Raw genomic sequence first — 23,623 nt, 5'->3', positions numbered from 1 at the left:
GGTTGCAGATGCAACCCGGCGCCCCTTCGGTGTGTGTCGGTCAGACCGTCAGATGCTGTCGGAGACCTCGAACACGAATTCCACCTCGACGGCACTGTTCCGGGGGAGTTCTGCGACGCCGATCGCGGAGCGTGCGTGTTGTCCTGCGGTACCGAAGATCTCGGCCAGCAGGTCGGACGCACCGTTGATCACCTGGGGTTGCTGGGAGAATCCGGATCCGGAAGCAACAAATCCAACGACCTTGACGACGCGAACGATGCGGTCGAGCCCGACCAGGGCGTCGACGGCCGCGAGTCCGTTGAGAGTGCACAACCGCGCAGCCTGGGCGGCGTCTTCGACGGAGACGCCTTCACCTAGCTTGCCGATGCACGTCGTGGTGCCGTCGACGAGCGGCAATTGCCCCGACGTGTAGACGAATGCCCCCGTCCGAACGGCGGGGAGGTAGGAGCCTGCCGGGGTAGCGACCGGCGGAAGCGTCAGGTCGAGTGCGGCGAGTCGTGCGGTCCAGGTACTGGCGTCGGTCATCGAGTTCCTCAATGGATTCTTTTGTCTGGGAATGATGTTCGAGTCTGTCATCGGGAGTCTCGGCAAGTCCAAGTCGTAATTGCGCCCACCCCATCACTTTTGGTGATATTCGCCGTCGTCGGAATCTAAATGGTGTTCGAATTGGCCACCTAAACTGTGTCGTATGTCGTCAATTCGTAACATCTCACTGGGGATACCGCTCCGTTCCGGTCACGTACTGGTACTCGACGGCACGGACTCTGTCACGGGGGAGAACTTCCATCGATTGATCGGTGGCGGTATCGAGTTCGGTGAGACGGCCGAGGCAGCGCTGCGACGCGAGCTCGCGGAGGAACTTGGCGTCACGCTGGGAAGTGTCGAGTTGCTCGAGGTCGTCGAGAACATCTTCGAGTTCGAGGGGCTACTTGGGCATGAGATTGTTCATGTCTTTGCAGTCGACTCAGCTGACATCGATGCGTTTCCGCTCGACGTGCAACTCCATGTCCTTGACGAAGGTAGTCCAGTCCACTGGGTGTTGGCAGGTGGGACCGACCGCCCTATCTATCCGGCCGAAGTCTCCCGCATTGTCAATGCTCTGGTTTAGTAGGGGAATCCGTTGCCGGAACAAGAGTGGCCGCAAGGGTTGCTCCGCAACGATTTTCGGTCAAACGGGATTCTTCGGACTGATTTCTGGAAACTGTAGAGGTTCGAACATAGTTTCGAATATTGTGGAGGAATGTTTGATACCGGAGTAAGAAGTTCGGGTACCGCAGCGCAGCTGTTCGGTGCTGAATCCGACTGCGCCCTCATCGATCTCATTGCCGAACTGCATGCGCGCGAGTCGATGCTCGTGGAACGGAAACTCGCTGCCGTTGCCGAGTTTTTCGAGCGTCGCAGCGCTGAACACTCCGATGCCGGCGCGTGGTCGTCCACCGCGCACGAACTAGCTGAGGCCGAGCTCGGCGCAGCGTTGACCATGGGCCGTGCCGCGGCGGGAAAGTTGATCGGCCTCGGCTTTTCTCTGAAGACTCGACTCCATCGCACGCGTGCCGCTATGGCACGCGGAGAACTGGATTTGTATCGAGTCGGATTGATCGACTCCGCTACAGCCAACGTCGATGACGATTTGATAGACGAGGTGGAACGCCAACTCCTCGAGAAGATTTCAGCACCACCAATACATGGCGGTACCGGGTTGACCGGCCGCCGATTGATGGCGGCCATCGACCGAATCGTCGCCGTGGTGGATCCGGAGGGGATGCGGGAGCGTCGACGCCGCGCCCTGGCTGACCGATTCGTAGGCGTGAGCGCCGCAGAAGACGGAATGGCGCGGATCTTGGGGAGTATTCCGGCGGAGGACGCACGGGCTTTCGACGGTCGTTTGCGGGAGTTGGCGATGTCGGTGTGCCGACACGATTCCCGTAAATACGAGCAGCGACGAGCCGACGCCTTGGGAGCGTTGGTAGCTGGGTCGACAATTCTGCCGTGCGACTGTGGCCGGGCCGACTGCCCACAAGACCGCAGAGGGGTTGTTGTGGTGCGTCGGCCGTTAGTGCACGTGGTCATGGTGGAATCCGCGCTCCAGGGCGGTGACTCGCCAGATACAGACGAACCCGCTCACCTCGACGGATACGGAGTGATCAGTGCAGAGCATGCGCGTGACATCGCCGCGGGTGCGTTGATTCGGAATGTGAAGGTACCAGCCGATGCGGCGCTCGAGTCTGCCGATGAGGGCGAGCCAGTACCTTCGCCTGTAGTTCCGTCGCCTGTAGTTCCTTCGGCGATGGTGTACCGCCCGGGCGCTGTCCTCGACACGTGGGTGAGGGTGATCTCGGGTAGCTGTCAGTGGCTGCACTGCGATGTTGCGGCATGGAATTCCGATCTCGATCACACTGAACCTTTTGATCATCGCGATCCAGCACGCGGTGGAAAGACCATGGCCTCGAACTTGAGTGCCTATTGTCGAAATCATCACCGCCTCAAGCATTCCGGTCAGTGGGTGCACAGCTCGAATCCGGACCGGAGCGTTACCCTGACGTCGATTACCGGACATTGTTACCGAACTCGGCCGTCAGGTCTGCTGGCAGGAATGCTCGAGCCCGTACTGCCCGAGGGTGGTCGGCGTCGACGTACACGTTTGGAGAACAAGGCGGCCCGCGTGCGGGGTGAACGCCGGCGGCAGCGGTTACGAATGCACCTGCGAATGAAGAAGAAGGCCAAGAGGAGGACCTTCGACAGCGGAGACGATCCGCCCCCATTCTGAGTAGGGCGGCGTGCAACTCCATGATTTAGGATGCCCACTTTGGTGGCCGGGGCTGCATCAGGCATTGTGTGAAGGTCGGTAGACGTCGGTACACGGGAAGATGTGGAGCATCGATGGCGAGGATCGAAGAAATTCTGGAGTTGGAACGTCTCGAGCGTGACATCTTTCGAGGAATCATCGCGGAGACCACCCTGACCCGTACTTTCGGCGGCCAGGTCGCCGGCCAGGCATTGGTGTCGGCAGTACGAACGGTCGATCCGGCCTATTCAGTTCATTCGTTGCACGGATACTTCCTGCGTCCGGGAAATCCGATGGAACCGACCGTCTTTCTGGTGGATCGTGTTCGCGACGGACGATCGTTCGCGACTCGCCTGGTCACCGGAATTCAAGACGGACAAGCCATTTTCACGATGTCGGCATCCTTCCACGTCCAGGACGAAGGCATCGAGCACCAGGACGAGATGCCGCCCGTCCCTGACCCTGAAACGCTGGCTATCGCCCAGGATTCGGAAGACCCCGAGACCGCGTGGTTGGCTCGCGAGTGGTCCGACTGGGACCTGCGAATGGTGCCGAAGGCCGACATCAACAAACGTCCGGGCGCTGCCGCACAGCAGCAAGTGTGGTTCCGTTCCCGCGAGGCGCTCCCGGACGACCCGGTATTTCACGTCTGCACGCTCGCATACATGAGCGACATGACGTTGCTCGGCTCTTCTCGCGGCCCCCACATGGATGTCGCCATGCAAAGCGCGTCGCTCGACCACGCGATGTGGTTCCTGCGGCCGTTCCGGGCCGACGAGTGGCTGTTGTACGACCAGACGTCGCCGTCGGCGGGCTTCGGCCGGGCACTGACGCAGGGACGCATCTTCGACAGCCGAGGAAACATGGTTGCCGCGGTCGTCCAGGAAGGCCTGACCAGGCTCTATCGCCCGAAGTGAGATCAACCGCTGTGAAATCAACCGCTGTGAAATCAACCGCGGTGAGAGCGCACCGCAGGCCGGGCCGGATGGTCGTACCTGACCTCGAAATCGACCTCCTCGGACACCGCTGAGCGGTGCGCGAGGAGTGCGTCGATTGTCCACAGATCCGCCTGCGGTGTGTGCCGCCGCATGGCAGCTTCGCTCATGTCCAGGCGGACGGTGATGTCGAACTCCAGTCCGCGCCCGAGCAACATCGGACCGGCGATCACGATGACCGCGCGTTCGTGGACAGGGATACGGGTCGAGCGAGCCGAGCGATCAGTGGTTTCGTCCCAGAGTTTCGGCAACAGCGTTCGTTTGGTGCGGGCCGCGGTGATCACTTCACGATCGAGTGCCGGGTAGTCGAACCAGATGGTGCGGTAACTCGGCGCATCCTCATGGCCGAACTCGTATCGCAGCGACGCCGGCCGCACGTAGTCGTGCAGTGACACAACGGCACTCGGCCTGCTGTGCGACTCGACTGCAACCCCGACCAGCTCCGCGAGCCGAGACGGGTGCGCACAATCAGGTCCGTCGATCGCAACTACCACCACCGATGGAAATGATCCGCTCAGCGTTGCGATCTGCTCGGCCAGAGCGAGGGGAGTGGACGGGATGAATGTACTCACGCCCACCATGGTGCCGTGCCCGCTCGCCAAGGCGATATTGTGAACCGTCATCGCGCCTAGTGCGGCGGTCTGTGTATGCGGTCAATGTTTCCGGAGGACTCATGGTTGGTATCGAGGAGATCCTCGCGCTCGAACACCTGGAGAAGGACATCTTCCGCGGTGCGGTCCATCCCACTGCACTTCAACGGACGTTCGGCGGGCAGGTTGCCGGGCAGTCGTTGGTTTCTGCCGTGAGCACCGTCGACGAGAGCTACCACGTGCATTCGTTGCACGGGTATTTCCTGCGACCGGGCAACCCGAAGATTCCGACGGTCTACCTGGTCGACCGGATTCGCGACGGGCGCTCGTTCTGCACGCGTCGGGTCAATGCCGTCCAGGACGGTAAGACGATCTTCACGATGTCGGCCTCGTTCCACGTCGACGACGAAGGTATCGAGCACCAGGATCGGATGCCCTCCGTTCCGGCGCCGGAGGACTTGCCGGATGCGCAGACCGTTCCGAAGTTGGCGGAATCGCAGTTCTACCAGGAATGGAAGAACTGGGACATCCGAATTGTGCCGGCCGAGCAGAGTGCGTCAGCGCCGGATCTGGCCGCCCAGCAGCGTGTGTGGATGCGCTACCGCGAGGCTCTGCCGGATCGTCCGCTGCTGCACATCTGCACCCTCGCGTACCTCAGTGACATGACTTTGCTCGGAACTTCCAAAGTCCCGCACCGGGGCGTGAAGACGCAGACCGCTTCGCTGGATCACGCGATGTGGTTCCTGCGTCCGTTCCGAGCCGACGAGTGGTTGCTCTACGACCAGACATCACCGTCGGCAGGTTTCGGTCGCGCGCTCACTCAGGGGCGTATCTACGATCGCGATGGCAACATGGTCGCAGCGGTGGTTCAGGAGGGTCTGACGCGGCTGGAACGCGAACCCGACAGCAGTGCGAACAAGACAGGAACTGTGTGATGACTCGTCCGTTGATCGGTGTTCTCGCCCTGCAAGGTGATGTTCGCGAACACCTTGCCGCACTCGATGATTCGGGAGCGGACGCAGTCGGTATCCGGCGACCCGAGGAACTCGACAAGGTCGACGGAATCGTGATCCCGGGTGGCGAATCCACCACCATGAGCCGGCTTCTGCAGGTTTTCGAGCTGCTGGAACCGCTTCGTGATCGACTCCGCGGCGGGCTGCCGGCTTACGGATCCTGCGCAGGCATGATTCTGCTCGCCAGCGAGGTACTCGACACCCGGCCGGACGCCGAACATCTCGGCGCCATCGACATGACGGTGCGCCGCAACGCTTTCGGTCGTCAGGTCGATTCCTTCGAGTCCGACCTGGAGTTCGAGGGAATCATCGGTGACCCTATCCGCGCAGTCTTCATCCGCGCACCGTGGGTCGAGCGGGTCGGTCCGGGTGTGGAGGTGCTCGCGCAGGTTCCCGCCGCGGCGGGGGAGGCCGCGGGCCGGATCGTCGCGGTTCGGCAGGGTTCGGTGATCGCCACTTCGTTCCATCCCGAGGTAACCGGGGACCGTCGAGTCCATGAGATGTTCGTCGATCTGGTGCGCGGCTAGGGCGCTAGTTCACTTCGGCTGAATTACAGCTCCAGTTCGCGGGCAAGGATTGCCGCCTGGACGCGTGAAGTGAGGTGCAGCTTCGACAGAACTCGCGACACATGTGACTTCACCGTCGGAGCACCGACACCGAGTTCACGCGACAGTTCGGCGTTGGACAGACCCATACCCAGTAGAACGAGCACTTCGCGTTCGCGATCGGTGAGCTCGCTCAGTCCGAGCGGCTCGGCAGGCTTGGGAGTGCGCTGAACGAACTCGCCGATCAGTGCGCGTGCGGCTCGGGGAGCGAGCACCGCATCGCCGCCCGCGACATTGCGGATGGCGCTGGTCAGCTCGTCCGCTGTCGCGGTCTTGAGCAGGAAGCCCGACGCACCGGCGCGCAGAGCTGCGAAGACGTATTCGTCGAGGTCGAAGGTAGTCAACACCAGAACGCGGCTGCGGGTCGTAGCGATGATCTGACGGGTCGCTTCGATGCCGTCGGTGCCCGGCATCCGGATGTCCATCAGCACGACGTCGGGTTGATGCGTGCGAGTGACGGTGATCGCCGACGCGCCGTCTCCCGCTTCTGCAACGACATCGATGTCGTCATGCTGCCGCAGGATCATCGACAGGCCGGAGCGGATCGCGGCGTGGTCGTCGACCAGGGCGACGGTGATCACTGATCCGTGCCGTTCGGTGTGTGGACCGGTAGCTGCGCACATACCGTCCATTCTCCGTCGACCGGCAGTGCGTCGAGTGAACCGCCCAGCAGCTCGGCGCGATGACGCATGTTTGCAAGCCCGCGCGTTCGTGCCCGCGGACTGGATATGTCGGGACCGATGGGGTTTCGGATCTCGATCTGTAATGCATTGTGCTGGAGGGAGATCGACATCGAGATCGGCGCGCCCGGCGCATGCTTGAGTGCGTTGGTCAACGCTTCCTGGGTGATTCGATACGCCGTGTGATCGACCACGCTCGGCAGCTCGGCGGCGTCGACGTCGATCGCTACATCCACTGCGCTGCCGGTGGCACGGGCCGCGTTCAGTAGAACGGGCAACTCGGTAAGCCGCGGGGGAGAGGAACGCGGGTCAGGCGTCTCGCAGTCCCCGGCGTGAAGCAGTTCGATCATCGACCGCATCTCGGAAAGCCCCGCGAGGCTGCTCGATCTGATCGCCCCGATCATCTCCCGCAAGCCATCGTCGGGTTCACCCCGTTCAGAGGAGAGAGTTGCGGTGGAGAGTGCAGCTTCGGAGTGGATGGCGATGGCAGAGAGGTGGCTTGCGATCACGTCGTGCAGATCCCGCGCCATGGTTGCGCGTTCGTGAGCGACAGCGGCCTCGCGGTCCAGCGCGGCGAGTGCTTCGTGGACTCTGGAACGCTCGCGTTCCGCCTCGGTCAGTTCGACTTGTCGACGGATGACCAGTGCCCACCACACCGGCGTACCGAAGAACAGAGCAGTCACGACGCCCGCCCCAGCCGCAGCGCGGACGTCCCTGGTGGACAGGTAAACGAGTGCGGTGAGCGCGGCAACCGTCACCGCGGTCAGAGAACACACCCCTCGGCCCAGCCGCGCCGTCCCGTACAGAACTGCGGCGTAGGTGAGATCCGAGAGGACAAGCCACATCGGCAGAGTGGGGCCCAGGGCGGCGTCGACCGCGACGATGACGGCTCCCGCCGCCAAGGCCGTTGCCGGGCGCACCCGCCGAAACGAGTCGATCGCACACAGCAGAGCCAGCATCCCGATCCGAACCCCGATGGGAACGTCGGCGACACCTCCGACATCGGTCCACATTTTGTACAGGCCGACGAGGTAGAGAAGTACCCCGATCGCGAACAGACCGATGGCGATGAGCGGATCGTTCCACTTGCCGACGCTCCGACTTCTGGTCACCACAGACTTATCAGAGCACATCGGGGCGCCTGACTTGTCATACCAAATGATGAGGTCGGCGTTGTTCCGACGGCTGATGTGCGGATCCGAGCGAGACGACACGCTCGAGGTATGAAAATTCGTTTCGAGTTGATGATCGGTATTCTTCTCGTCGTCGGTGGCGCTTGTCTGTGGCTGTTCGCACGCGACGCCGAGTTCTTCTGGTTTCGCGGCGGGCCACTCGGGGTGATTTTGGCGATCATCGGTGCTTTCGACATCGTGAACGCAGTCCGGACGAGGGACACGGTGACACCCGAGCGCCGACACGATTGACGTGGAACTCGTCCTTCTGACGACCCTGGGCGGCCTCGCCTTGCTGGACAGTACGAGCATCGGAACGTTGGTCGTCCCGGTGTGGATGTTGTTGAAACCGGGACGGCCGCAGGTTCGCAGTCTGCTGACCTACCTGGTAGTCATCACGACGTTCTATTTTGTTGTCGGGATAACCGTCTGGACGACGGCCCGCGTGGGCATGCCGGTTGTCGCCCCGCTTCTCGACACACCGGTAGCCCGCGGCGCACAGTTGATCCTCGGTATCGCGTTGTTCGCGTTGAGTTTTCGATTCGACTCCGAGAAGCGGCGCACATCCGGTCAGGCCGATCGAACGCACGCCTGGCGGGAGCGGGTACTCGATTCGAGTCGTTCGGCGAGAAGCGTCGTACTTCTGGCCATTGCAGCCGGAACCGCCGAATTGGTGACGATGCTGCCCTACTTGGCGGCGATCGCGATGATCACAGCTGCTGGGCTGTCCTCAGTCATGTCGGCGTCGATACTTGCCGGTTACTGCCTGATCATGGCCGCACCGGCAGCCATTCTTCTGTGCGGTCGGGTTGTGGCCGGGAACCGCTTGGACAAGCCGCTGCGCCAGGTGGATTCGTTGATGTCTCGCTACGGCGACAGTGCGATCGGATGGGTGTTCGGCATTGCCGGCTTCTACCTCGCCGGCAATGCCGCGGCTGTGTTGTTCGTGAATCAACCAGCCTGAACCAGCGAATTGATCAGCTTCACACCGTCTTCCGGGTGATCGACGGTCACGGCGAACAGTCGTCCGTTCTCGAGAGTGACCACTATCGCCTCACCCGAGCGGAGAGTGACGGCCGTTCCGCGCGGTGTGATCCGGTAACCCCATCCACCCCATTCGGCCGGACGTATCGAATCGACCGATGCGGACTTCACCTTCGAGATGGGGATTTTCTTCCATCGAACGCCCCAGGAACTGATGCCGAGACTGTGGCGGTCGACGCGCACGGTGACCGAAGCGAAAGCCGTGATCGCGAGGGTCGACACACCCAGGACTACGGCAACCCACCAGTCCGAATACGCGGCAGTGGCGATCACGAGTACTACGAGGCCGGCGGTGAGGATCCACGGCCAGATGCTGCGGACCTGCCCGACCCACACTGCACGTTCGGAGGCTGCGAGCGGCGTGTCCAGCGTCGGGGTCGGCAGTGGTGACTCAGGGTCGTCGCGTTGCTGCTCAGGCAGTGCATACGCCAGAACTCCGACGAGCACGGCCGCGATCGGCGCAAGAATCCACCAACCGATACGTGCGTCTTCCGGTGCTCCGGCGTCGATTGTGAGGGCGACGCTCAGGATCCAGATCGTTGCCAACGTCGCACTCGAGATCGAGGTGACGGCCAGAAACAGGGGAGCGTTGGCGCTCGAACGGGCCGCGACGACACACGCGAAAACGACTGCCACCAGTGAAAGCGCCAGCGCGATGGCGAAGAACGTCGTTGTGGTGCTGAACCCGTCCGGGATCGATCCGGACCAATGGCTCGCGACGGTCTGGGGTAGCCGATCGCCCCACGCGAAGCGCGCGAGAACCAGGATCAAGGTCGGGATCAGAGTCAGCGAAGCTGCTGTCCAGAGTCGGATCTTGCTGGTCGTCATTGTGTGCTGGTCTCCTTGATGAGGTCGAGCATGTGCGCGGTGTCGAGTCCCAGGTTTCGGGCCTGCCGCACGAACTCGCGTGCAGATTCGTTGAGAGCTGTTCTTCCCGAGTCGAATTCGGCGCGAATGACGGCGCCACGTCCGCGTCGGAGGTCGATCAGGCCTTCGTCGCGGAGTGTTGCGTACGCACGAAGGACCGTATGGAGATTGACGTCGATCGACTCGGCGAGAGCGCGAGCGGACGGCAGTCGATCACCCGGGCCGATTTCGCCGCGGATGACCGAGCCCCGAACCCCGGCGGCAATCTGTTCCGCAAGTGGAGTTGTGGAGGCGTGATCTATTCGCACCAACATGTTTGCATTCTATGCAAACAATGCCGTGTTTGGTCAATTCGTGTCGGGGGATGCAGCGAGTTGTGACGTGGGACGGGTAACATCGGCAGAGCTGAAAGACGCGCATTCGGCGTGCGCAACGCAGCAGGAAAGGGGCTTGAATCGCATGAGCGGCCACTCAAAATGGGCCACCACCAAGCACAAGAAGGCTGTGATCGACGCACGTCGTGGCAAATCCTTCGCGAAGCTGATCAAGAACATCGAGGTGGCGGCACGAACCGGCGGTGGCGATCCCACGGGCAACCCCACCTTGTTCGACGCCATCCAGAAGGCGAAGAAGACGTCAGTTCCCAATGACAACATCGAGCGTGCGCGCAAGCGCGGCGCCGGTGAAGAAGCGGGCGGCGCAGACTGGCAGACCATCATGTACGAGGGCTACGGACCCAATGGCGTCGCCGTTCTGATCGAGTGCCTCACCGACAACCGCAACCGCGCAGCCGGTGAAGTTCGCACCGCGATGACTCGCAACGGTGGCAACCTCGCCGACCCGGGTTCGGTCTCCTACCTGTTCGCTCGCAAGGGCGTCGTCACGCTGGAGAAGAACGGCCAGTCGGAGGACGACGTCCTGATGGCTGTGCTCGACGCCGGCGCCGAAGAGGTCACCGATCTCGGTGATACCTTCGAAATCGTCAGTGAGCCACAGGATCTGGTTGCCGTACGTTCGGCACTGCAGGAAGCCGGCATCGACTACGACTCCGCCGAAGCCGATTTCCGCGCTTCCGTCGAGGTTCCCCTGGATGTCGACGGCGCACGCAAGATCTTCAAGCTCGTCGACGCACTCGAAGACTCGGACGACGTGCAGAACGTCTACACCAACATCGATCTGTCCGACGAGGTTCTCGCGGCCCTCGAAGACTGATTGCCTTTCAACTCAACCCGGCCCTGACGTCCTCGTCACGGCCGGGTTGCGTGTTGATGCGGGGCAGTAGTCCCGCGCACCGCTAAGCTATCGAACAGCTGTTCGGTATGGAGAGGTGTGACAAAGTGCGCGTGCTCGGAGTGGACCCAGGCTTGACTCGCTGCGGGTTGGGTGTGGTCGACGGGAGCAACGGCAGGAAAGTACGCCCCATTGCCGTCGACGTAGTGCGGACCCCGGCAGAGATGGATCTCGGATCTCGGCTCCTACGGATTTCCGATGCGGCTGAACTGTGGATCGAGCAGTACAAGCCGGAGGTTGTCGCGATCGAGCGTGTGTTCGCGCAGCACAACGTCAGTACCGCGATGGGGACGGCGCAAGCAGGCGGAGTTGTGGCGCTCGCTGCCGCCAGACGCGGAATCCCGGTGTGTTTCCACACGCCCAGCGAGGTGAAGGCCGCCGTCACCGGTAGCGGTAACGCAGACAAGGCGCAGGTCACCGCGATGGTGACTCGAATCCTGAATCTGAAGACGGCGCCGAAACCGGCCGACGCCGCCGACGCTCTGGCGCTGGCGATCTGTCACTGCTGGCGAGCGCCCATGATCGAGCGAATGGCCCGCGCCGAGGCGATGGCCGCCGAACAAATGCGTAAGTATCAGGCAAAATTGGCCGAGATGAAGAAGGCAGGTTCACGATGATCGCGTCGGTACGCGGCGAGGTACTCGATATTGCGCTCGACCATGCGGTCATCGAAGCGTCGGGTGTCGGCTATCGGGTCAACGCCACCCCCGTGACGCTCGGTGCGCTCCATCGCGGAAGCGAAGCACGCCTGTTCACGACGATGATCGTTCGCGAAGACTCGATGACGCTCTACGGATTTTCCGACACCGAGTCGAAGGACCTGTTCAGCCTCTTGCAGACGGTCTCGGGAGTCGGGCCGCGCCTGGCGATGGCAACTCTCGCAGTTCTCGAACCCGACGCATTACGGCGTGCTCTGTCGGAAGGCAACCTGACGGCGTTGACGAGGGTCCCCGGTATCGGCAAACGTGGTGCTGAGCGCATGGTCGTCGAACTGCGCGACAAGGTCGACGCGGTTGCGACGACGTCCGGCGCGGCCGCCGGAGTCGTCGCCGGTAGTTCGATCCGCGATCAGATCGTCGAAGCTCTCGAAGGTCTGGGCTTCCCGATCAAGCAGGCCGAGCAGGCCACGGATTCGGTTCTGGCGGAATCGCCCGAGGCCACTACGTCGGTGGCACTGCGTTCTGCCCTGTCGCTGCTCGGTAAGACTCGATGAACTTCGATCCGATCGATGATTTCGACGACGAATCGCAGGTCTCTGCCGAATTGGTGGCGGGAGACGGCGACGTCGAAGCGAGTTTGCGCCCCAAGAGTCTCGACGACTTCATCGGGCAACCCCGAGTCCGCGAGCAATTGCAGCTCGTGCTCACCGGAGCAAAACTTCGTGGCAGTACACCTGACCACATTCTGATGTCCGGTCCGCCCGGACTCGGAAAGACGTCGATGGCGATGATCATCGCGGGGGAGTTGGGCTCCTCCCTGCGGCTTACGTCCGGGCCGGCGCTCGAACGGGCTGGCGACTTGGCGGCGATGCTGAGCAATCTTGTCGAGGGCGACGTGTTGTTCATCGACGAGATTCACCGAATCGCTCGTCCGGCCGAGGAGATGTTGTACCTGGCGATGGAGGACTTCCGCGTCGACGTCGTCGTCGGTAAGGGGCCCGGCGCCACGTCGATTCCTCTGGAGGTCGCACCATTCACGTTGGTCGGTGCGACAACCCGGTCCGGTGCGCTAACCGGTCCGTTGCGCGACCGCTTCGGATTCACCGCGCACATGGACTTCTACGAACCCGAAGAGCTGCAACAGATTCTGATGCGATCGGCGGGAATTCTGGGAGTCAATCTCGAAGTTGACGCCGGCGCCGAAATCGCGAGACGCTCGCGGGGGACGCCGCGTATCGCGAACCGATTGCTGCGACGGGTTCGTGACTTCGCGGAGGTTCGCGCCGACGGAATCGTCACCATGGACGTCGCTCAGGCCGCCTTGGCTGTCTACGACGTGGACCAGTTGGGCTTGGACCGACTCGACCGATCCGTCCTGAGTGCGCTGGTGCGTTCATTCGGCGGCGGGCCCGTCGGTGTGTCGACGCTGGCCGTCGCTGTGGGCGAGGAACCGTCGACGGTGGAAGAAGTGTGCGAGCCCTTCCTGGTCCGTGCCGGGATGATCGCCCGGACGCCGCGAGGTCGTGTGGCCACGGCCGCTGCCTGGACTCAACTGGGAATGACGCCGCCGCCGGATGCCGCCGCGGGCGGGATCGAGGTTCGCGTCAACGAACCGCAGGCCACGTTGTTCGATCCGAACGGAGCGTGAATTTCGACCGGAAAGGCCTCATTGGTCGGCCGATCTGTCAGGAATCCTCAGCAACTAATGGCACACTGGTGTATTGCGTAGGTCCATCCGGGGCCATCGCGGTGTAAAACGTGCAACACAACCGAGGTTGATCAACACATGTCGAGTTTGCTTTTCCCCCTCTTGATCCTCGCACTGCTCGTGCCCATGTTCCTGGGCATGCGTAAGCAGAAGAAGGCCTTGGCCGCGACTTCCGAGATGCAGGACTCGCTGCAGGTCGGCGATCGGGTGCAGACCACAGCCGGGCTCTACGCCACGATCGCTTCTCTAGGCGACGACACCGTTGACCTCGAGATCGCCGACGGTGTCATCACCACCTGGTCGCGTCTGGTCATCCGTGAGCGCGTCGTCGAGACGACCGAGACCGACGAGTACGACGACGACTCGATTTCCGAGATCGAAGAGTCTGCTACCGACACCGAAATCCGGCTCACCAAGGAGTCCTGACTTCGTCGACCTGGCACGTGTTCTAGAGTTGTGAACTCGGACACACGTCCAGATCGGTTTGTCCGTTCTTTCACCAGCAGCTCAGTTCAACCCGTTGATCAATCGTTGCAGTTCGAACGCCGCAGCTCGGGTGGTCGTCGACCACCCGAGCCGTGCAGTTACTGAAGCACTGCACTTACTGAAGCACTGCACCTACTGAGGAGACTTAAAGATCGTGGCACCTTCCACCGGAACGGTGCATCCGGTCCGCTACCTGGCCCTATTCGGGGTCTTGGTGGTGGCACTGTATGCCCTGGTGTTCTTCACTGGAGACAAGTCGGCCACGCCGAAACTCGGCATCGATCTGCAGGGTGGAACGCGCGTCACGTTGACCGCTCGTACCCCGGACGGTAGCGCTCCGAGTCAGGACAGTCTCAAGCAGGCGCAGGAGATCATCGAGACCCGCGTCAACGGTCTCGGCGTTTCCGGCTCCGAGGTCGTCGTCGACGGTGACAACCTCGTCATCACCGTTCCCGGCGACGACAGCGCACAGGCCCGCTCGCTCGGTCAGACCGCCCGCCTCTACATCCGGCCGGTGACCGGTTCGATCGATGTCGCCACCCGTGACGCGAGTCGGACGGCAACACCGGAGACGCCAGCGGCCGAGACACCAGCGGCCGAAACACCGGCCCCCGAAGCGCCCGCTGACGGGACTCAGACTCCGCAGAACCGTCCGTTCCTGGCTCAGGACCCGACTACTCCCGAGGCAACGCCCGCGCCGGAGACAACTACTCCGGCCCCCGCCGGGGAGGCGCCGAGCGACGGTACCGACGAAGGCGACGCAGCAGCAGCGGAAATCGCCGCAGCGCGCGCCCTCCGACAGAGCAGCGATCCGACCGTTCAGCAGCAAGCAGTGGCGAACCTCGACTGCTCCGTCGCAGATCCGCTTCGTGGAAACGACGACCCCACGCTGCCGCTGGTCGCGTGCTCGCAAGACGGACTGAACATCTATCTCCTCGGTCCCTCGATCATCGACGGCCAGGAGATTGCCGACGCGTCGTCGGTCTTCAACTCGCAGCAGTCGCGCCACGAGATCAGCCTCTCGTTCAAGACAAGCGGCAGCAACACCTGGGCCGAGTTCACCTCAGCCAACATCGGCAAGCAGGCAGCGTTCACGCTCGACTCGAAGGTCGTCAGCGCTCCCACGATTCAAGGCGCAACGCCCGCGGGCAGCGCCACCTCGATCACCGGCAGCTTCACCGCGGACAGCGCGAAGGAATTGGCCAATACGCTGAAGTACGGTTCGCTTCCGCTCTCGTTCGCGGCCTCGGAAGCCGAGACGGTCTCTGCCACGCTCGGCCTGGCCTCGCTTCAGGCGGCACTGATCGCCGGCGCGGTGGGTCTCGTGCTCGTTCTGCTCTACTGCCTCGTCTACTACCGCATGCTCGGCGTCCTGACGGCGTTGTCGCTGATTCTCTCGGGAGTCATGGTTTACGCAATCATGGTTCTGCTCGGTAGATACATCGGCTTCACACTCGACCTGGCCGGTATGGCTGGTCTGATCATCGGTATCGGTATGACCGCCGACTCGTTCGTCGTGTTCTTCGAACGCATCAAGGACGAAATGCGTGAGGGCCGTAGCTTCCGCTCGGCGGTGCCACGCGGTTGGGCGCGAGCGCGTCGGACCATTCTTTCCGGCAACGCGGTGAGCTTCATCGCCGCTGCAGTTCTGTACGTGCTGGCGGTCGGTCAGGTGCGAGGCTTCGCCTTCACCTTGGGCCTGACAACCATCCTCGACGTGATTGTCGTGTTCCTCGTGACGTGGCCACTGGTCAGCATGGCGTCCCGTTCGGCGTTCTGGTCCAAGCCCAGCGTCAACGGGCTCGGCGCAGTGCAAGAGGTTGCCCGCGAACGTAAGGTTGCCGCCGCTGCGTCGGCTAAGGAGACACGAGCATGAGCGAGTCCAACAACTCCCCGGTGGGGTCCGACAACAGTTCCTCGGCCGAGTCCACAGACGCCGCCGCCCGATCGGAGATCACCGACTCCGGCGTCGATCAGGGCGCGATGCCCAAGCACAGCTGGCTCTCACGGTTGTACACCGGAACGGGTGCGTTCGAGGTCGTCGGCAAGCGTCGCTTCTACTACGGACTGACCGGCGCTCTGGTCGCCATTGCGCTGCTGAGCATCATCCTGCGCGGGTTCACCTTCGGTATCGACTTCGAAGGCGGATCACGCATTCAGTTCCCGGCCGAGGGCGGAGTCGAGACGTCGGCGGTGGAAACCGTCTACTCCGACACACTCGGGTTCGAACCGGTCAGCGTGCAGACGGTCGGCTCGGGTGCCAGCGCCACCGTGCAGATCCGGTCGGAGACCTTGAATGCGACGCAGATCAACGATCTTCAGTCGGCGCTCTTCGACGAGTTCCAGCCCAAGGACAAGAACGGGAACCCGTCGGCGCAAGCCATCAGTTTCGCGGACGTGAGTGAAACCTGGGGCGGCCAGATCACCAAGAAGGCGCTGATCGCGCTGATTGTGTTCCTGGTGATCGTGAGTATCTACATCGCCATTCGCTTCGAGCGAGACATGGCGGTAGCCGCGATCGTCGCGTTGTTCTTCGACATCATCGTCACCGCCGGCGTCTACTCGCTCGTCGGTTTCGAGGTGACGCCCGCGACGGTGATCGGTTTGCTCACCATTCTCGGCTTCTCGCTGTACGACACGGTGGTCGTGTTCGACAAGGTCGAAGAGAACACCCGCGGTGTTCTGCACCTGACGCGCCGGACGTACGGCGAGCAGGCCAATCTCGCGGTGAATCAGACCTTGATGCGTTCGATCAACACGACCGTCATCAGTGTGCTTCCCGTGATCGCACTGATGGTGGTCGCGGTCTGGATGCTCGGCGTCGGCACACTCAAGGACCTTGCGCTCGTTCAGCTCGTCGGAATCATCGTGGGTGCGTACTCCTCGATCTTCTTCGCGACGCCGCTCCTGGTGTCGATGAAGGAACGCTGGGGACCCGTCGCCGCGCACACTCGTAAGGTGCTCTCCCGCCGGGCTACGCTGGCCGAGAAGGGTACGCAGGCGGTTGCCGTCGGCGCACCAGTTGCACGTCGTGCGCCGGTTGCTCCGCAGCCGGGTGCGCGGCCGACCGGAAAGCGAAACAAGAAGGGGCACTGAACATGCTCCCCAGAACACGCACACTGGTTCGATCGATGACGTTCGTTGCAGCCACCGCGGTGACTGCGGGTTCGTTGGCGGCCTGCTCGGAAAGCGCCGAGCAGGTTCCGTCCATCGGATACGCCATCGACAACTCCATCACCACGTACAACGCCAATACGACAGCTGGGTCGGTGTCCGGAGCGATGGCCGCGTTCGGCCGGGTGCTTCCCGGTTTCACGTTCACCGGTCCGGCGGGGGCGCCCGTGTCGGACACCGACATCGGAACGGCGTCGGAGTTGCCCGGTGACGTGCTCACCGTCTCGTACAAGCTCAATCCGGCTTCCGTGTACTCCGACGGGATTCCGATGTCCTGTGACGATCTGGTGCTCACGTGGGCGGCGTCGAGTGGCAAGTTCACCGAAGACGTCGACGGTTCCGTGAAGCCCATGTTCGACACGGCGAACAATCTCGGTTACGCGGACATCGACCGGATCGACTGCCAGAGCGGGTCGAAGGATGCGACGGTGTTCTTCAAACCCGGGCGATCGTTCACCGATTGGCGGTCGCTGTTCGGTGCAACTGCGTTGATGCCTTCGCACATCGTGACGCAGCGCACGGGTGTCAGCGACGTGGTGAGCGCGGTGAATGCCGGTGACACCGAAGCGTTGTCGAAGATCGCGGACTTCTGGAACACCGGGTGGAACCTGACTCCAGGTCAGGTGGACACGTCGGTACTGCCTTCCGCCGGACCGTATCGAATCGACTCGTACAGTGCCGACGACGGTCTGGTGCTGGTTGCGAACGATCGGTGGTGGGGCAACCGTCCGGCGACCGATCGCATCGTCGTCTGGCCACGTGGTGTGAATCTGAACGAGGATCTCGACAAGAACTCGATCGAGGTCGTCGACGTCGCTTCCGGGTCGGCGGGCGAGCTCGGTACTCCGTCAGGTTTCGACGTCCAGCAGATTCCGTCGCGGTCGATCGAGCAGTTCGTTCTCGCGACGTCTGGTTCTCTGGGCGACGAAGCCGCGCGTCGAGCGTTCGCGCATTGTGTTCCGCGGACATCGTTGTTCGAGAAATTCGGGCAGACGGAGAATGCGCCGCAGGCCGGTCTGGGCTCCGGCGTGGTCGATTCGCGACTGATGGCGCCGGATTCACTGGTCTACAGCGACGCCGCTGCGGTCGACGGTGATCGGTATGCCAATTCCGACGTCGAGGCTGCGAAGACCTCGTTGTCGGAAGCGGGCCTCGACCAGTTGACCGTCCGAGTCGGCTACCTGGCGCCGGACCCGGTGCGGGCGCAGATCGTCTCCGAAGCAAAAACAGCGTGCGCTCCGGCGGGAATCACGATCGAGGATGCGAGCAGCGACAGCTTCGATCCTGCGAGTCTGCAGTCCGGGGGAGTCGACGCTGTGCTTTCCGGCATGGCCGGCAAAGTCGGGGCGGGCGGAACAGCGAGCATGATCGACGCGCGTGGAGCGTTGCGATCGGGCAACGGCGCAAACCTCGGTAATTACGGAAACGCGAGGATCGATCAGATCATCGATCAGCTGAACGTGGATGCGAGCACGAGTGCGCAATTGGGACTCTCGGTGGAGGCGGAGAACATCCTCTGGACTCAGGTGCCTACGATTCCACTGTTCAATCAACTACGAACTGTCGCTGTAGCTCCAGGCATGTCGGCAGTCTTGGTCAATCCGACTCGGGCCGCTACCGGCTGGAACATGGACAGATGGGTACTACGCAGATGACCGTCTCGAATGGCGTTGCCTTGCACACGCCAGAAGAATTGATCGCCATCCACCGGGCCGCCGGAGACGCCGTTGTTCGGCTGACCCGCTGGGCAGACAATTTCCCGGGCCCTGGAGTGCGGTTCGCCGATCTGACTCCGGTGTTCGCCGACGCCGAGGGGTTCGGCGCCGTGCTCGACGCCCTAGTCGCCTGTGCCCCGGACGCCGACACGATCGCAGCCGTGGATGCCCGCGGGTTCCTGCTCGGTGCCGGCGCAGCCGCGAAGATGGGTGCTGGGGTGGTGGCCGTGCGTAAGGTCGGCAAACTGCCGCCGCCGGTGCTCTCTCGCTCGTACAGCCTCGAGTACGGATCGTCGACTCTCGAGATCCCGGCGAATGGCTTCGATCTCACCGGGCGGAACGTTCTGGTGATCGACGACGTTCTGGCTACCGGAGGGACACTCGAGGCGGCTGTACAGTTGGTTGAGTTGGGTGGAGCGAACGTTGTCGGCGTCGCAGTGGTGCTCGAGATCGAGGAATTGCGCGGTCGAGATCGCTTCTTGAAGTACCCACTGACATCCCTGGTGAAGGTCTGAGTATTAAAGTTGTCTCCTGGGGGTCGAGTTAGACCTCCAGGGCAATTACCCGATGCAGGGCGGTTGCCTCATCGAACTCGGTGGTAGGAGGTGGCGACATGACGTCGAATCTTGATCGATCACAGAACTCGGGTGCAGTGTCGCAGGAGACGGATGCAGTTCCGTCTCCGGAGACGACACCATCGAAGTCCGCGGCGCCCGACGATTCGGGATCTGCGCAAACTACTGGCAATCGGGGTGGGCAGAACCTGGCCGTGCCCGCCTCCGCCTCTCGTAGGGTGCGTGCTCGGCTTGCTCGGCGCATCACCGGTCAGCGCAACGCCACCATCCGCCCGGTGCTCGAGCCGTTGGTCAGCCTCCACCGTGAGCTGTATCCGAAGGCCGACCTCGCGCTCCTTCAGCGTGCGTACGACGTCGCTGAGGACAGACATTCGAGCCAGCGGCGCAAGTCCGGCGATCCGTACATCACGCATCCGTTGGCCGTCGCAAGCATTCTGGCCGAGTTGGGAATGGACACCACCACCCTCGTCGCAGCACTTCTGCACGACACCGTCGAGGACACCGGTTACTCACTAGAGGAGTTGACCAAGGACTTCGGTGACGAGGTCGCTCACCTCGTCGACGGCGTCACCAAACTCGACAAGGTCGTTCTCGGCACCGCCGCCGAGGGCGAAACCATCCGCAAGATGATCATCGCGATGGCGCGGGACCCGCGCGTGCTCGTGATCAAGGTTGCGGATCGTCTGCACAACATGCGCACGATGCGATTCCTGCCGCCCGAAAAGCAGGCGCGCAAGGCGCGAGAGACTCTCGAAGTCATTGCGCCACTTGCACATCGACTCGGTATGGCTACCGTCAAGTGGGAACTCGAGGACCTCTCGTTCGCGATCCTTCACCCGAAGAAGTACGACGAGATCGTTCGACTGGTCGCAGATCGCGCGCCCTCTCGTGACACCTATCTGGCCAAGGTTCGCGCCGAGATCAACTCGACTCTGTCTGCCTCACGGATCAACGCCATCGTCGAGGGCCGGCCAAAGCACTACTGGTCGATCTATCAGAAGATGATCGTCAAGGGTCGCGACTTCGACGACATCCACGATCTGGTCGGCGTCCGCATTCTGTGCGAAGAAGTGCGTGACTGTTACGCCGCGGTCGGCGTTGTCCACTCGCTGTGGCAGCCGATGGCCGGTCGCTTCAAGGACTACATCGCACAGCCGCGCTACGGCGTCTACCAGTCGCTGCACACCACCGTCGTGGGACCGGAAGGCAAGCCACTGGAGGTCCAGATCCGGACCCAGGACATGCACCGGACCGCGGAGTTCGGTATCGCCGCGCACTGGCGGTACAAGGAGACCAAGGGCAAGCACGCGGGTGACATCGCCGAGGTCGACGACATGGCGTGGATGCGTCAGCTACTCGACTGGCAACGTGAAGCGGCCGATCCGGGGGAGTTCCTCGAATCGCTGCGTTACGACCTCGCGGTCAAGGAGATCTTCGTCTTCACGCCGAAGGGTGACGTCATCACGTTGCCTGCCGGATCGACTCCCGTCGATTTTGCATACGCCGTGCACACCGAGGTCGGGCACCGATGCATCGGTGCCAGGGTCAACGGCCGACTGGTCGCGCTGGAACGAACTCTCGAAAACGGCGAAGTGGTGGAGGTCTTCACGTCGAAGGCTGCCACCGCCGGGCCGAGCCGTGATTGGCAGACGTTTGTCGTCTCGCCGCGTGCCAAGGCGAAGATCCGTCAGTGGTTCGCGAAAGAACGCCGCGAGGAGGCGCTCGAGTCCGGCAAGGATCAGATCGCGAAGGAGGTCCGCCGTGTGGGACTTCCGTTGCAGCGGTTGATGAATGCCGAATCGATGAGCACGATCGCGCACGAACTTCGTTATCCCGACGTCTCCGCGTTGTACACGGCCGTAGGCGAGAGTCAGGTGTCGGCGCACCACGTCGTGCAGCGTCTGGTTGCTCATCTGGGCGGCGTCGGCGCCGTCGAGGAGGAACTGGCCGAGCGTTCGACGCCGTCGACCATGCCGGTGCGCACCCGCAGTACGGGTGACTCCGGCATTCTGGTTCCCGGAGCACCGGGCACGGTGGCAAAACTCGCGAAGTGTTGCACGCCGGTACCAGGCGATTCGATTCTGGGCTTCGTCACGCGTGGCGGCGCGGTCAGCGTGCACCGTACCGACTGCACCAACGCCAACTCGCTCCACGATCAGTCGGAGCGAATCATCGACGTCGAATGGGCACCGTCAGCGACATCGGTGTTCCTGGTCGCGATCCAGATCGAGGCGCTCGATCGTCATCGGTTGCTCTCCGACGTCACCAAGGCGTTGGCCGACGAGAAGGTGAACATCCTGTCCGCCTCGGTCACCACCTCCGGCGACCGGGTGGCGATCAGCAAGTTCACCTTCGAGATGGGTGACCCGAAGCACCTGGGTCATGTGCTCAACGTGGTTCGCAACGTGGAAGGCGTCTACGACGTCTACCGCGTGACTTCGGCCTCGTAAACTGCTGTGCGCCTTTATTAACCGCGGGCGGTTAATAAAGGCGCACAGGGGGTCAGGCGACTACTGCAGTCTCGATGGTGATCGGGGTGTTGGGTGCACCGCCGCCGGTTGCGCCCATGCCACCGTCGTCGCCGTCGGCCGCGATCTTTTCGATCGTCGCCAGGCCGGCGTCGTCGATCTTTCCGAAGACCGTGTAGTTGGGCGGCAAGACCGAATCCTCGTAGACGAGGAAGAACTGACTGCCGTTGCTACCCGGGGCACCCGAGTTGGCCATTGCCAGCGTGCCGCGGGGGTAGACGGCAGGCAAGGAGAGTGCCGGATCGTTGGCCGGGTAGGCAGTGGTCGGGTACTCGTTGTCGAAGCCGTAGCCGGGTCCGCCCGTGCCCTTGCCCGAGGGATCGCCGCACTGCAGGATCTGTAGACCGGGTGTGGTGACGAGTCGATGGCACGGGGTGTCGTCGAAGTACTTCTGCTCGGTCAAGCTCACGATGCTGTTGACCGTGCAGGGGGCTTCCGCCCGGTTCAGTTCCATCCCGATTGGGCCGGCCGTAGTCGTGAGCGCGACGGTTACGGTTCCCTCGGTGGATACGCCCGTGGAACTCGGCGGATTGACGGTTTTTGCTGCACCTGCTGCGCTCGGGTACGAGCAGTCGACGGTCGCCGAGGAAGGAGTCGGGACAGGCGGGAGTGCGTCGAACTGTGACATGTCGAGCGGCGGCATGGCAGCCGTCGTCGTTTTCGCCTTGGAGGTGCTGGACGGCGAGTCCGAGCTACCGGAATCGCTGGAACAACCAGCCAGAAGCAGCGCCGCGGCGCTTGCAGCGGCAATAACTACAGGAAAGCGCATCACAGGACTACGTCGCATCAGTCGAGCCTTACTGTCTTGATGTCGGTGGTCAGATTCGGCTTGCCGTCACCCTCAGGCGTCGATCCGCCAGCCGCGACCTTGTCCAAAGTGGCGAGACCGGTCTCGTCGATCGTGCCGAAAACCGTGTACTGCGGCGGAAGCTGCGAGTCGCCGTAGACGAGGAAGAACTGGCTGCCGTTGCTACCGGGTGCCCCGGTGTTTGCCATTGCAACCGTGCCGCGCGCGTAAGTGACTGCCTCTTGCGCTGCCGGGTCGGTGGTGGCGTACGCCGTGGTGGGGAACTCGTTGTCGAATCCGTATCCCGGGCCGCCGGTGCCGGTGCCGGAGGGATCACCGCACTGCAGAACCTGGAGCGAGGGGCTCGTCGTCATGCGGTGGCAGGTGGTGTCGTTGAAGTAGTCCTGCTGCGCCAAGCTCACGAAGCTGTTGACCGTGCACGGAGACTTCGTTCCGTCGAGCGTGAGCCCGATGTTCCCCTGTGACGTCTCGACGCTGATGCTCGGCGTCGCGTCCGGGGCGGTGGTGGGAATCCCGTCGGTACGAGGCGGGTTGTTGGCCTTGGACGCGGTAGCACCGTCCGCCGGGTACGAGCAGGAAACCGTGTCGGCCAGGGGCGTCGACAGACCGGCAGGCATCGCACCCGCGGTCTGCGGCGTGAGGCTCGAGTCGTCGGCAGCAGCGTTGGTGGTGTTCGCGTCGTCGTCACTGCGGTTGCTCAGCCAGATGAGGCCGCCGACGACACCGACTACGACAACCACGCCGAGCGCAGTTCCGGCTATGGTCATCTGCTTGCGCTTGCGGGCACGTTCTGCGCGACGTTCGAGCTGACGCTCGAGCTTGCGTTTCGCCGCCTCGCGGCGTTGCTCGTTACTCGGCACTGCTGTAGTCCTCCGTATCGCGGGTGGATCGTGGTCGGCCGGCCGAGCGACACCCTGGGGTCGGCTTCG

Annotated in this window: 25 protein-coding genes; 17 read left to right on the top strand and 8 right to left on the bottom strand. The window is 62.8% G+C overall.

The window, feature by feature from the left end; genetic code table 11:
* Positions 1 to 48: 48 nt before the first annotated feature.
* On the bottom strand, positions 49 to 525 hold the full coding sequence (locus tag ACWF6P_RS10710; RefSeq protein ID WP_452620994.1) for a RidA family protein: 477 nt from the start codon (positions 523 to 525) through the stop codon (positions 49 to 51).
* Between the two features lie 163 nt (positions 526 to 688).
* Here ACWF6P_RS10710 and ACWF6P_RS10705 point away from each other — a divergent pair, with 163 nt between their 5' ends.
* From ACWF6P_RS10705 to ACWF6P_RS10695, 3 genes are all read left to right on the top strand, one after another.
* Positions 689 to 1,108: an NUDIX domain-containing protein gene (locus tag ACWF6P_RS10705; RefSeq protein ID WP_452620993.1), complete on the top strand. Its 420-nt coding sequence runs from the start codon at positions 689 to 691 to the stop codon at positions 1,106 to 1,108.
* 132 nt (positions 1,109 to 1,240) lie between these two features.
* Positions 1,241 to 2,767, top strand: coding sequence for a DUF222 domain-containing protein (locus ACWF6P_RS10700; protein ID WP_452620992.1), 1,527 nt, complete (start codon positions 1,241 to 1,243; stop codon positions 2,765 to 2,767).
* 113 nt (positions 2,768 to 2,880) lie between these two features.
* Positions 2,881 to 3,702, top strand: a complete 822-nt coding sequence (locus ACWF6P_RS10695) for an acyl-CoA thioesterase (RefSeq protein ID WP_019748291.1) — start codon at positions 2,881 to 2,883, stop codon at positions 3,700 to 3,702.
* Between the two features lie 32 nt (positions 3,703 to 3,734).
* Here the strand turns inward: ACWF6P_RS10695 and ACWF6P_RS10690 are convergent, their stop codons facing one another.
* Positions 3,735 to 4,403: a hypothetical protein gene (locus ACWF6P_RS10690; RefSeq protein ID WP_452620991.1), complete on the bottom strand. Its 669-nt coding sequence runs from the start codon at positions 4,401 to 4,403 to the stop codon at positions 3,735 to 3,737.
* 50 nt (positions 4,404 to 4,453) lie between these two features.
* Between ACWF6P_RS10690 and tesB the strand changes: the two genes are divergently transcribed.
* Positions 4,454 to 5,305, top strand: coding sequence for an acyl-CoA thioesterase II (tesB, locus tag ACWF6P_RS10685; protein ID WP_452620990.1), 852 nt, complete (start codon positions 4,454 to 4,456; stop codon positions 5,303 to 5,305).
* A complete protein-coding gene (pdxT, locus tag ACWF6P_RS10680; RefSeq protein ID WP_317552997.1) occupies positions 5,305 to 5,910 on the top strand; it encodes a pyridoxal 5'-phosphate synthase glutaminase subunit PdxT in 606 nt (201 codons plus the stop codon). Before tesB ends, pdxT begins: the two co-directional genes overlap by 1 nt.
* Positions 5,911 to 5,933: 23 nt before the next feature.
* Here the strand turns inward: pdxT and ACWF6P_RS10675 are convergent, their stop codons facing one another.
* Positions 5,934 to 6,611 (bottom strand): response regulator, encoded by a 678-nt coding sequence (locus ACWF6P_RS10675; protein ID WP_378445873.1) that lies wholly within the window; start codon positions 6,609 to 6,611, stop codon positions 5,934 to 5,936.
* Positions 6,566 to 7,780 (bottom strand): sensor histidine kinase, encoded by a 1,215-nt coding sequence (locus ACWF6P_RS10670; RefSeq protein ID WP_452620989.1) that lies wholly within the window; start codon positions 7,778 to 7,780, stop codon positions 6,566 to 6,568. Before ACWF6P_RS10670 ends, ACWF6P_RS10675 begins: the two co-directional genes overlap by 46 nt.
* A 111-nt stretch (positions 7,781 to 7,891) precedes the next feature.
* On the opposite strand from ACWF6P_RS10670, the gene ACWF6P_RS10665 reads away from it, so the two are divergent.
* On the top strand, positions 7,892 to 8,092 hold the full coding sequence (locus tag ACWF6P_RS10665) for a hypothetical protein (RefSeq protein WP_317552994.1): 201 nt from the start codon (positions 7,892 to 7,894) through the stop codon (positions 8,090 to 8,092).
* Between the two features lies 1 nt (position 8,093).
* Entirely contained in the window at positions 8,094 to 8,804 is a 711-nt protein-coding gene (locus ACWF6P_RS10660) for a GAP family protein (RefSeq protein WP_452620988.1), read from the top strand.
* On the opposite strand, the gene ACWF6P_RS10655 is transcribed toward ACWF6P_RS10660, so the two are convergent.
* Both ACWF6P_RS10655 and ACWF6P_RS10650 read right to left on the bottom strand, forming a co-directional pair.
* The gene (locus ACWF6P_RS10655; RefSeq protein WP_452620987.1) at positions 8,792 to 9,712 is read right to left on the bottom strand and encodes a hypothetical protein; all 921 of its coding nucleotides are present in this window, start codon (positions 9,710 to 9,712) and stop codon (positions 8,792 to 8,794) included. The two genes, ACWF6P_RS10660 and ACWF6P_RS10655, sit on opposite strands and share 13 nt — an antisense overlap.
* Positions 9,709 to 10,065 (bottom strand): GntR family transcriptional regulator, encoded by a 357-nt coding sequence (locus tag ACWF6P_RS10650; RefSeq protein ID WP_003943322.1) that lies wholly within the window; start codon positions 10,063 to 10,065, stop codon positions 9,709 to 9,711. Before ACWF6P_RS10650 ends, ACWF6P_RS10655 begins: the two co-directional genes overlap by 4 nt.
* 145 nt (positions 10,066 to 10,210) lie before the next feature.
* Here ACWF6P_RS10650 and ACWF6P_RS10645 point away from each other — a divergent pair, with 145 nt between their 5' ends.
* From ACWF6P_RS10645 to ACWF6P_RS10600, 10 genes are all read left to right on the top strand, one after another.
* Positions 10,211 to 10,963, top strand: coding sequence for a YebC/PmpR family DNA-binding transcriptional regulator (locus tag ACWF6P_RS10645; protein WP_452620986.1), 753 nt, complete (start codon positions 10,211 to 10,213; stop codon positions 10,961 to 10,963).
* A 125-nt stretch (positions 10,964 to 11,088) separates the two neighbouring features.
* Positions 11,089 to 11,658: a crossover junction endodeoxyribonuclease RuvC gene (gene ruvC / locus ACWF6P_RS10640; RefSeq protein ID WP_243617247.1), complete on the top strand. Its 570-nt coding sequence runs from the start codon at positions 11,089 to 11,091 to the stop codon at positions 11,656 to 11,658.
* Positions 11,655 to 12,254, top strand: coding sequence for a Holliday junction branch migration protein RuvA (ruvA, locus tag ACWF6P_RS10635; RefSeq protein ID WP_452620985.1), 600 nt, complete (start codon positions 11,655 to 11,657; stop codon positions 12,252 to 12,254). Before ruvC ends, ruvA begins: the two co-directional genes overlap by 4 nt.
* On the top strand, positions 12,251 to 13,348 hold the full coding sequence (ruvB, locus tag ACWF6P_RS10630) for a Holliday junction branch migration DNA helicase RuvB (RefSeq protein WP_378445879.1): 1,098 nt from the start codon (positions 12,251 to 12,253) through the stop codon (positions 13,346 to 13,348). The genes ruvA and ruvB overlap by 4 nt, the downstream gene beginning before the upstream one ends.
* 138 nt (positions 13,349 to 13,486) lie before the next feature.
* Positions 13,487 to 13,834 (top strand): preprotein translocase subunit YajC, encoded by a 348-nt coding sequence (gene yajC / locus ACWF6P_RS10625; RefSeq protein ID WP_230817254.1) that lies wholly within the window; start codon positions 13,487 to 13,489, stop codon positions 13,832 to 13,834.
* 214 nt (positions 13,835 to 14,048) lie between these two features.
* A complete protein-coding gene (gene secD / locus ACWF6P_RS10620; protein ID WP_452620984.1) occupies positions 14,049 to 15,770 on the top strand; it encodes a protein translocase subunit SecD in 1,722 nt (573 codons plus the stop codon).
* Positions 15,767 to 16,990, top strand: a complete 1,224-nt coding sequence (gene secF, locus ACWF6P_RS10615; RefSeq protein ID WP_378630420.1) for a protein translocase subunit SecF — start codon at positions 15,767 to 15,769, stop codon at positions 16,988 to 16,990. Before secD ends, secF begins: the two co-directional genes overlap by 4 nt.
* Before the next feature lie 2 nt (positions 16,991 to 16,992).
* Positions 16,993 to 18,723, top strand: coding sequence for an ABC transporter substrate-binding protein (locus ACWF6P_RS10610; protein ID WP_452620983.1), 1,731 nt, complete (start codon positions 16,993 to 16,995; stop codon positions 18,721 to 18,723).
* On the top strand, positions 18,720 to 19,298 hold the full coding sequence (locus ACWF6P_RS10605) for an adenine phosphoribosyltransferase (protein ID WP_251012150.1): 579 nt from the start codon (positions 18,720 to 18,722) through the stop codon (positions 19,296 to 19,298). Before ACWF6P_RS10610 ends, ACWF6P_RS10605 begins: the two co-directional genes overlap by 4 nt.
* Before the next feature lie 98 nt (positions 19,299 to 19,396).
* Positions 19,397 to 21,808: a RelA/SpoT family protein gene (locus ACWF6P_RS10600; RefSeq protein WP_378445883.1), complete on the top strand. Its 2,412-nt coding sequence runs from the start codon at positions 19,397 to 19,399 to the stop codon at positions 21,806 to 21,808.
* Positions 21,809 to 21,860: 52 nt separating this feature from the next.
* On the opposite strand, the gene ACWF6P_RS10595 is transcribed toward ACWF6P_RS10600, so the two are convergent.
* Together ACWF6P_RS10595 and ACWF6P_RS10590 are read right to left on the bottom strand one after the other, a co-directional pair.
* Positions 21,861 to 22,673, bottom strand: coding sequence for a peptidylprolyl isomerase (locus ACWF6P_RS10595; protein WP_452620982.1), 813 nt, complete (start codon positions 22,671 to 22,673; stop codon positions 21,861 to 21,863).
* Complete coding sequence (locus tag ACWF6P_RS10590; protein ID WP_452620981.1) at positions 22,673 to 23,554, bottom strand: peptidylprolyl isomerase; 882 nt, start codon at positions 23,552 to 23,554, stop codon at positions 22,673 to 22,675. The genes ACWF6P_RS10595 and ACWF6P_RS10590 overlap by 1 nt, the downstream gene beginning before the upstream one ends.
* Between the last annotated feature and the right edge of the window lie 69 nt (positions 23,555 to 23,623).

Source organism: Rhodococcus sp. NPDC055024, from assembly GCF_053608585.1.
This window is presented reverse-complemented; position numbering and strand designations above follow the sequence as displayed.

Excerpts from the sequence above, each read along its gene's own strand:
- ACWF6P_RS10710 (WP_452620994.1), bottom strand. The coding sequence starts at position 525 with ATGACCGACGCCAGTACCTGGACCGCACGACTCGCCGCACTCGACCTG.
- ACWF6P_RS10705 (WP_452620993.1), top strand. The coding sequence starts at position 689 with ATGTCGTCAATTCGTAACATCTCACTGGGGATACCGCTCCGTTCCGGT.
- ACWF6P_RS10700 (WP_452620992.1), top strand. The coding sequence starts at position 1,241 with ATGTTTGATACCGGAGTAAGAAGTTCGGGTACCGCAGCGCAGCTGTTC.
- ACWF6P_RS10695 (WP_019748291.1), top strand. The coding sequence starts at position 2,881 with ATGGCGAGGATCGAAGAAATTCTGGAGTTGGAACGTCTCGAGCGTGAC.
- ACWF6P_RS10690 (WP_452620991.1), bottom strand. The coding sequence starts at position 4,403 with ATGACGGTTCACAATATCGCCTTGGCGAGCGGGCACGGCACCATGGTG.
- tesB (WP_452620990.1), top strand. The coding sequence starts at position 4,454 with ATGGTTGGTATCGAGGAGATCCTCGCGCTCGAACACCTGGAGAAGGAC.
- pdxT (WP_317552997.1), top strand. The coding sequence starts at position 5,305 with ATGACTCGTCCGTTGATCGGTGTTCTCGCCCTGCAAGGTGATGTTCGC.
- ACWF6P_RS10675 (WP_378445873.1), bottom strand. The coding sequence starts at position 6,611 with ATGTGCGCAGCTACCGGTCCACACACCGAACGGCACGGATCAGTGATC.
- ACWF6P_RS10665 (WP_317552994.1), top strand. The coding sequence starts at position 7,892 with ATGAAAATTCGTTTCGAGTTGATGATCGGTATTCTTCTCGTCGTCGGT.
- ACWF6P_RS10655 (WP_452620987.1), bottom strand. The coding sequence starts at position 9,712 with ATGACGACCAGCAAGATCCGACTCTGGACAGCAGCTTCGCTGACTCTG.
- ACWF6P_RS10650 (WP_003943322.1), bottom strand. The coding sequence starts at position 10,065 with ATGTTGGTGCGAATAGATCACGCCTCCACAACTCCACTTGCGGAACAG.
- ACWF6P_RS10645 (WP_452620986.1), top strand. The coding sequence starts at position 10,211 with ATGAGCGGCCACTCAAAATGGGCCACCACCAAGCACAAGAAGGCTGTG.
- ruvA (WP_452620985.1), top strand. The coding sequence starts at position 11,655 with ATGATCGCGTCGGTACGCGGCGAGGTACTCGATATTGCGCTCGACCAT.
- ruvB (WP_378445879.1), top strand. The coding sequence starts at position 12,251 with ATGAACTTCGATCCGATCGATGATTTCGACGACGAATCGCAGGTCTCT.
- yajC (WP_230817254.1), top strand. The coding sequence starts at position 13,487 with ATGTCGAGTTTGCTTTTCCCCCTCTTGATCCTCGCACTGCTCGTGCCC.
- secF (WP_378630420.1), top strand. The coding sequence starts at position 15,767 with ATGAGCGAGTCCAACAACTCCCCGGTGGGGTCCGACAACAGTTCCTCG.
- ACWF6P_RS10610 (WP_452620983.1), top strand. The coding sequence starts at position 16,993 with ATGCTCCCCAGAACACGCACACTGGTTCGATCGATGACGTTCGTTGCA.
- ACWF6P_RS10605 (WP_251012150.1), top strand. The coding sequence starts at position 18,720 with ATGACCGTCTCGAATGGCGTTGCCTTGCACACGCCAGAAGAATTGATC.
- ACWF6P_RS10600 (WP_378445883.1), top strand. The coding sequence starts at position 19,397 with ATGACGTCGAATCTTGATCGATCACAGAACTCGGGTGCAGTGTCGCAG.
- ACWF6P_RS10595 (WP_452620982.1), bottom strand. The coding sequence starts at position 22,673 with ATGCGACGTAGTCCTGTGATGCGCTTTCCTGTAGTTATTGCCGCTGCA.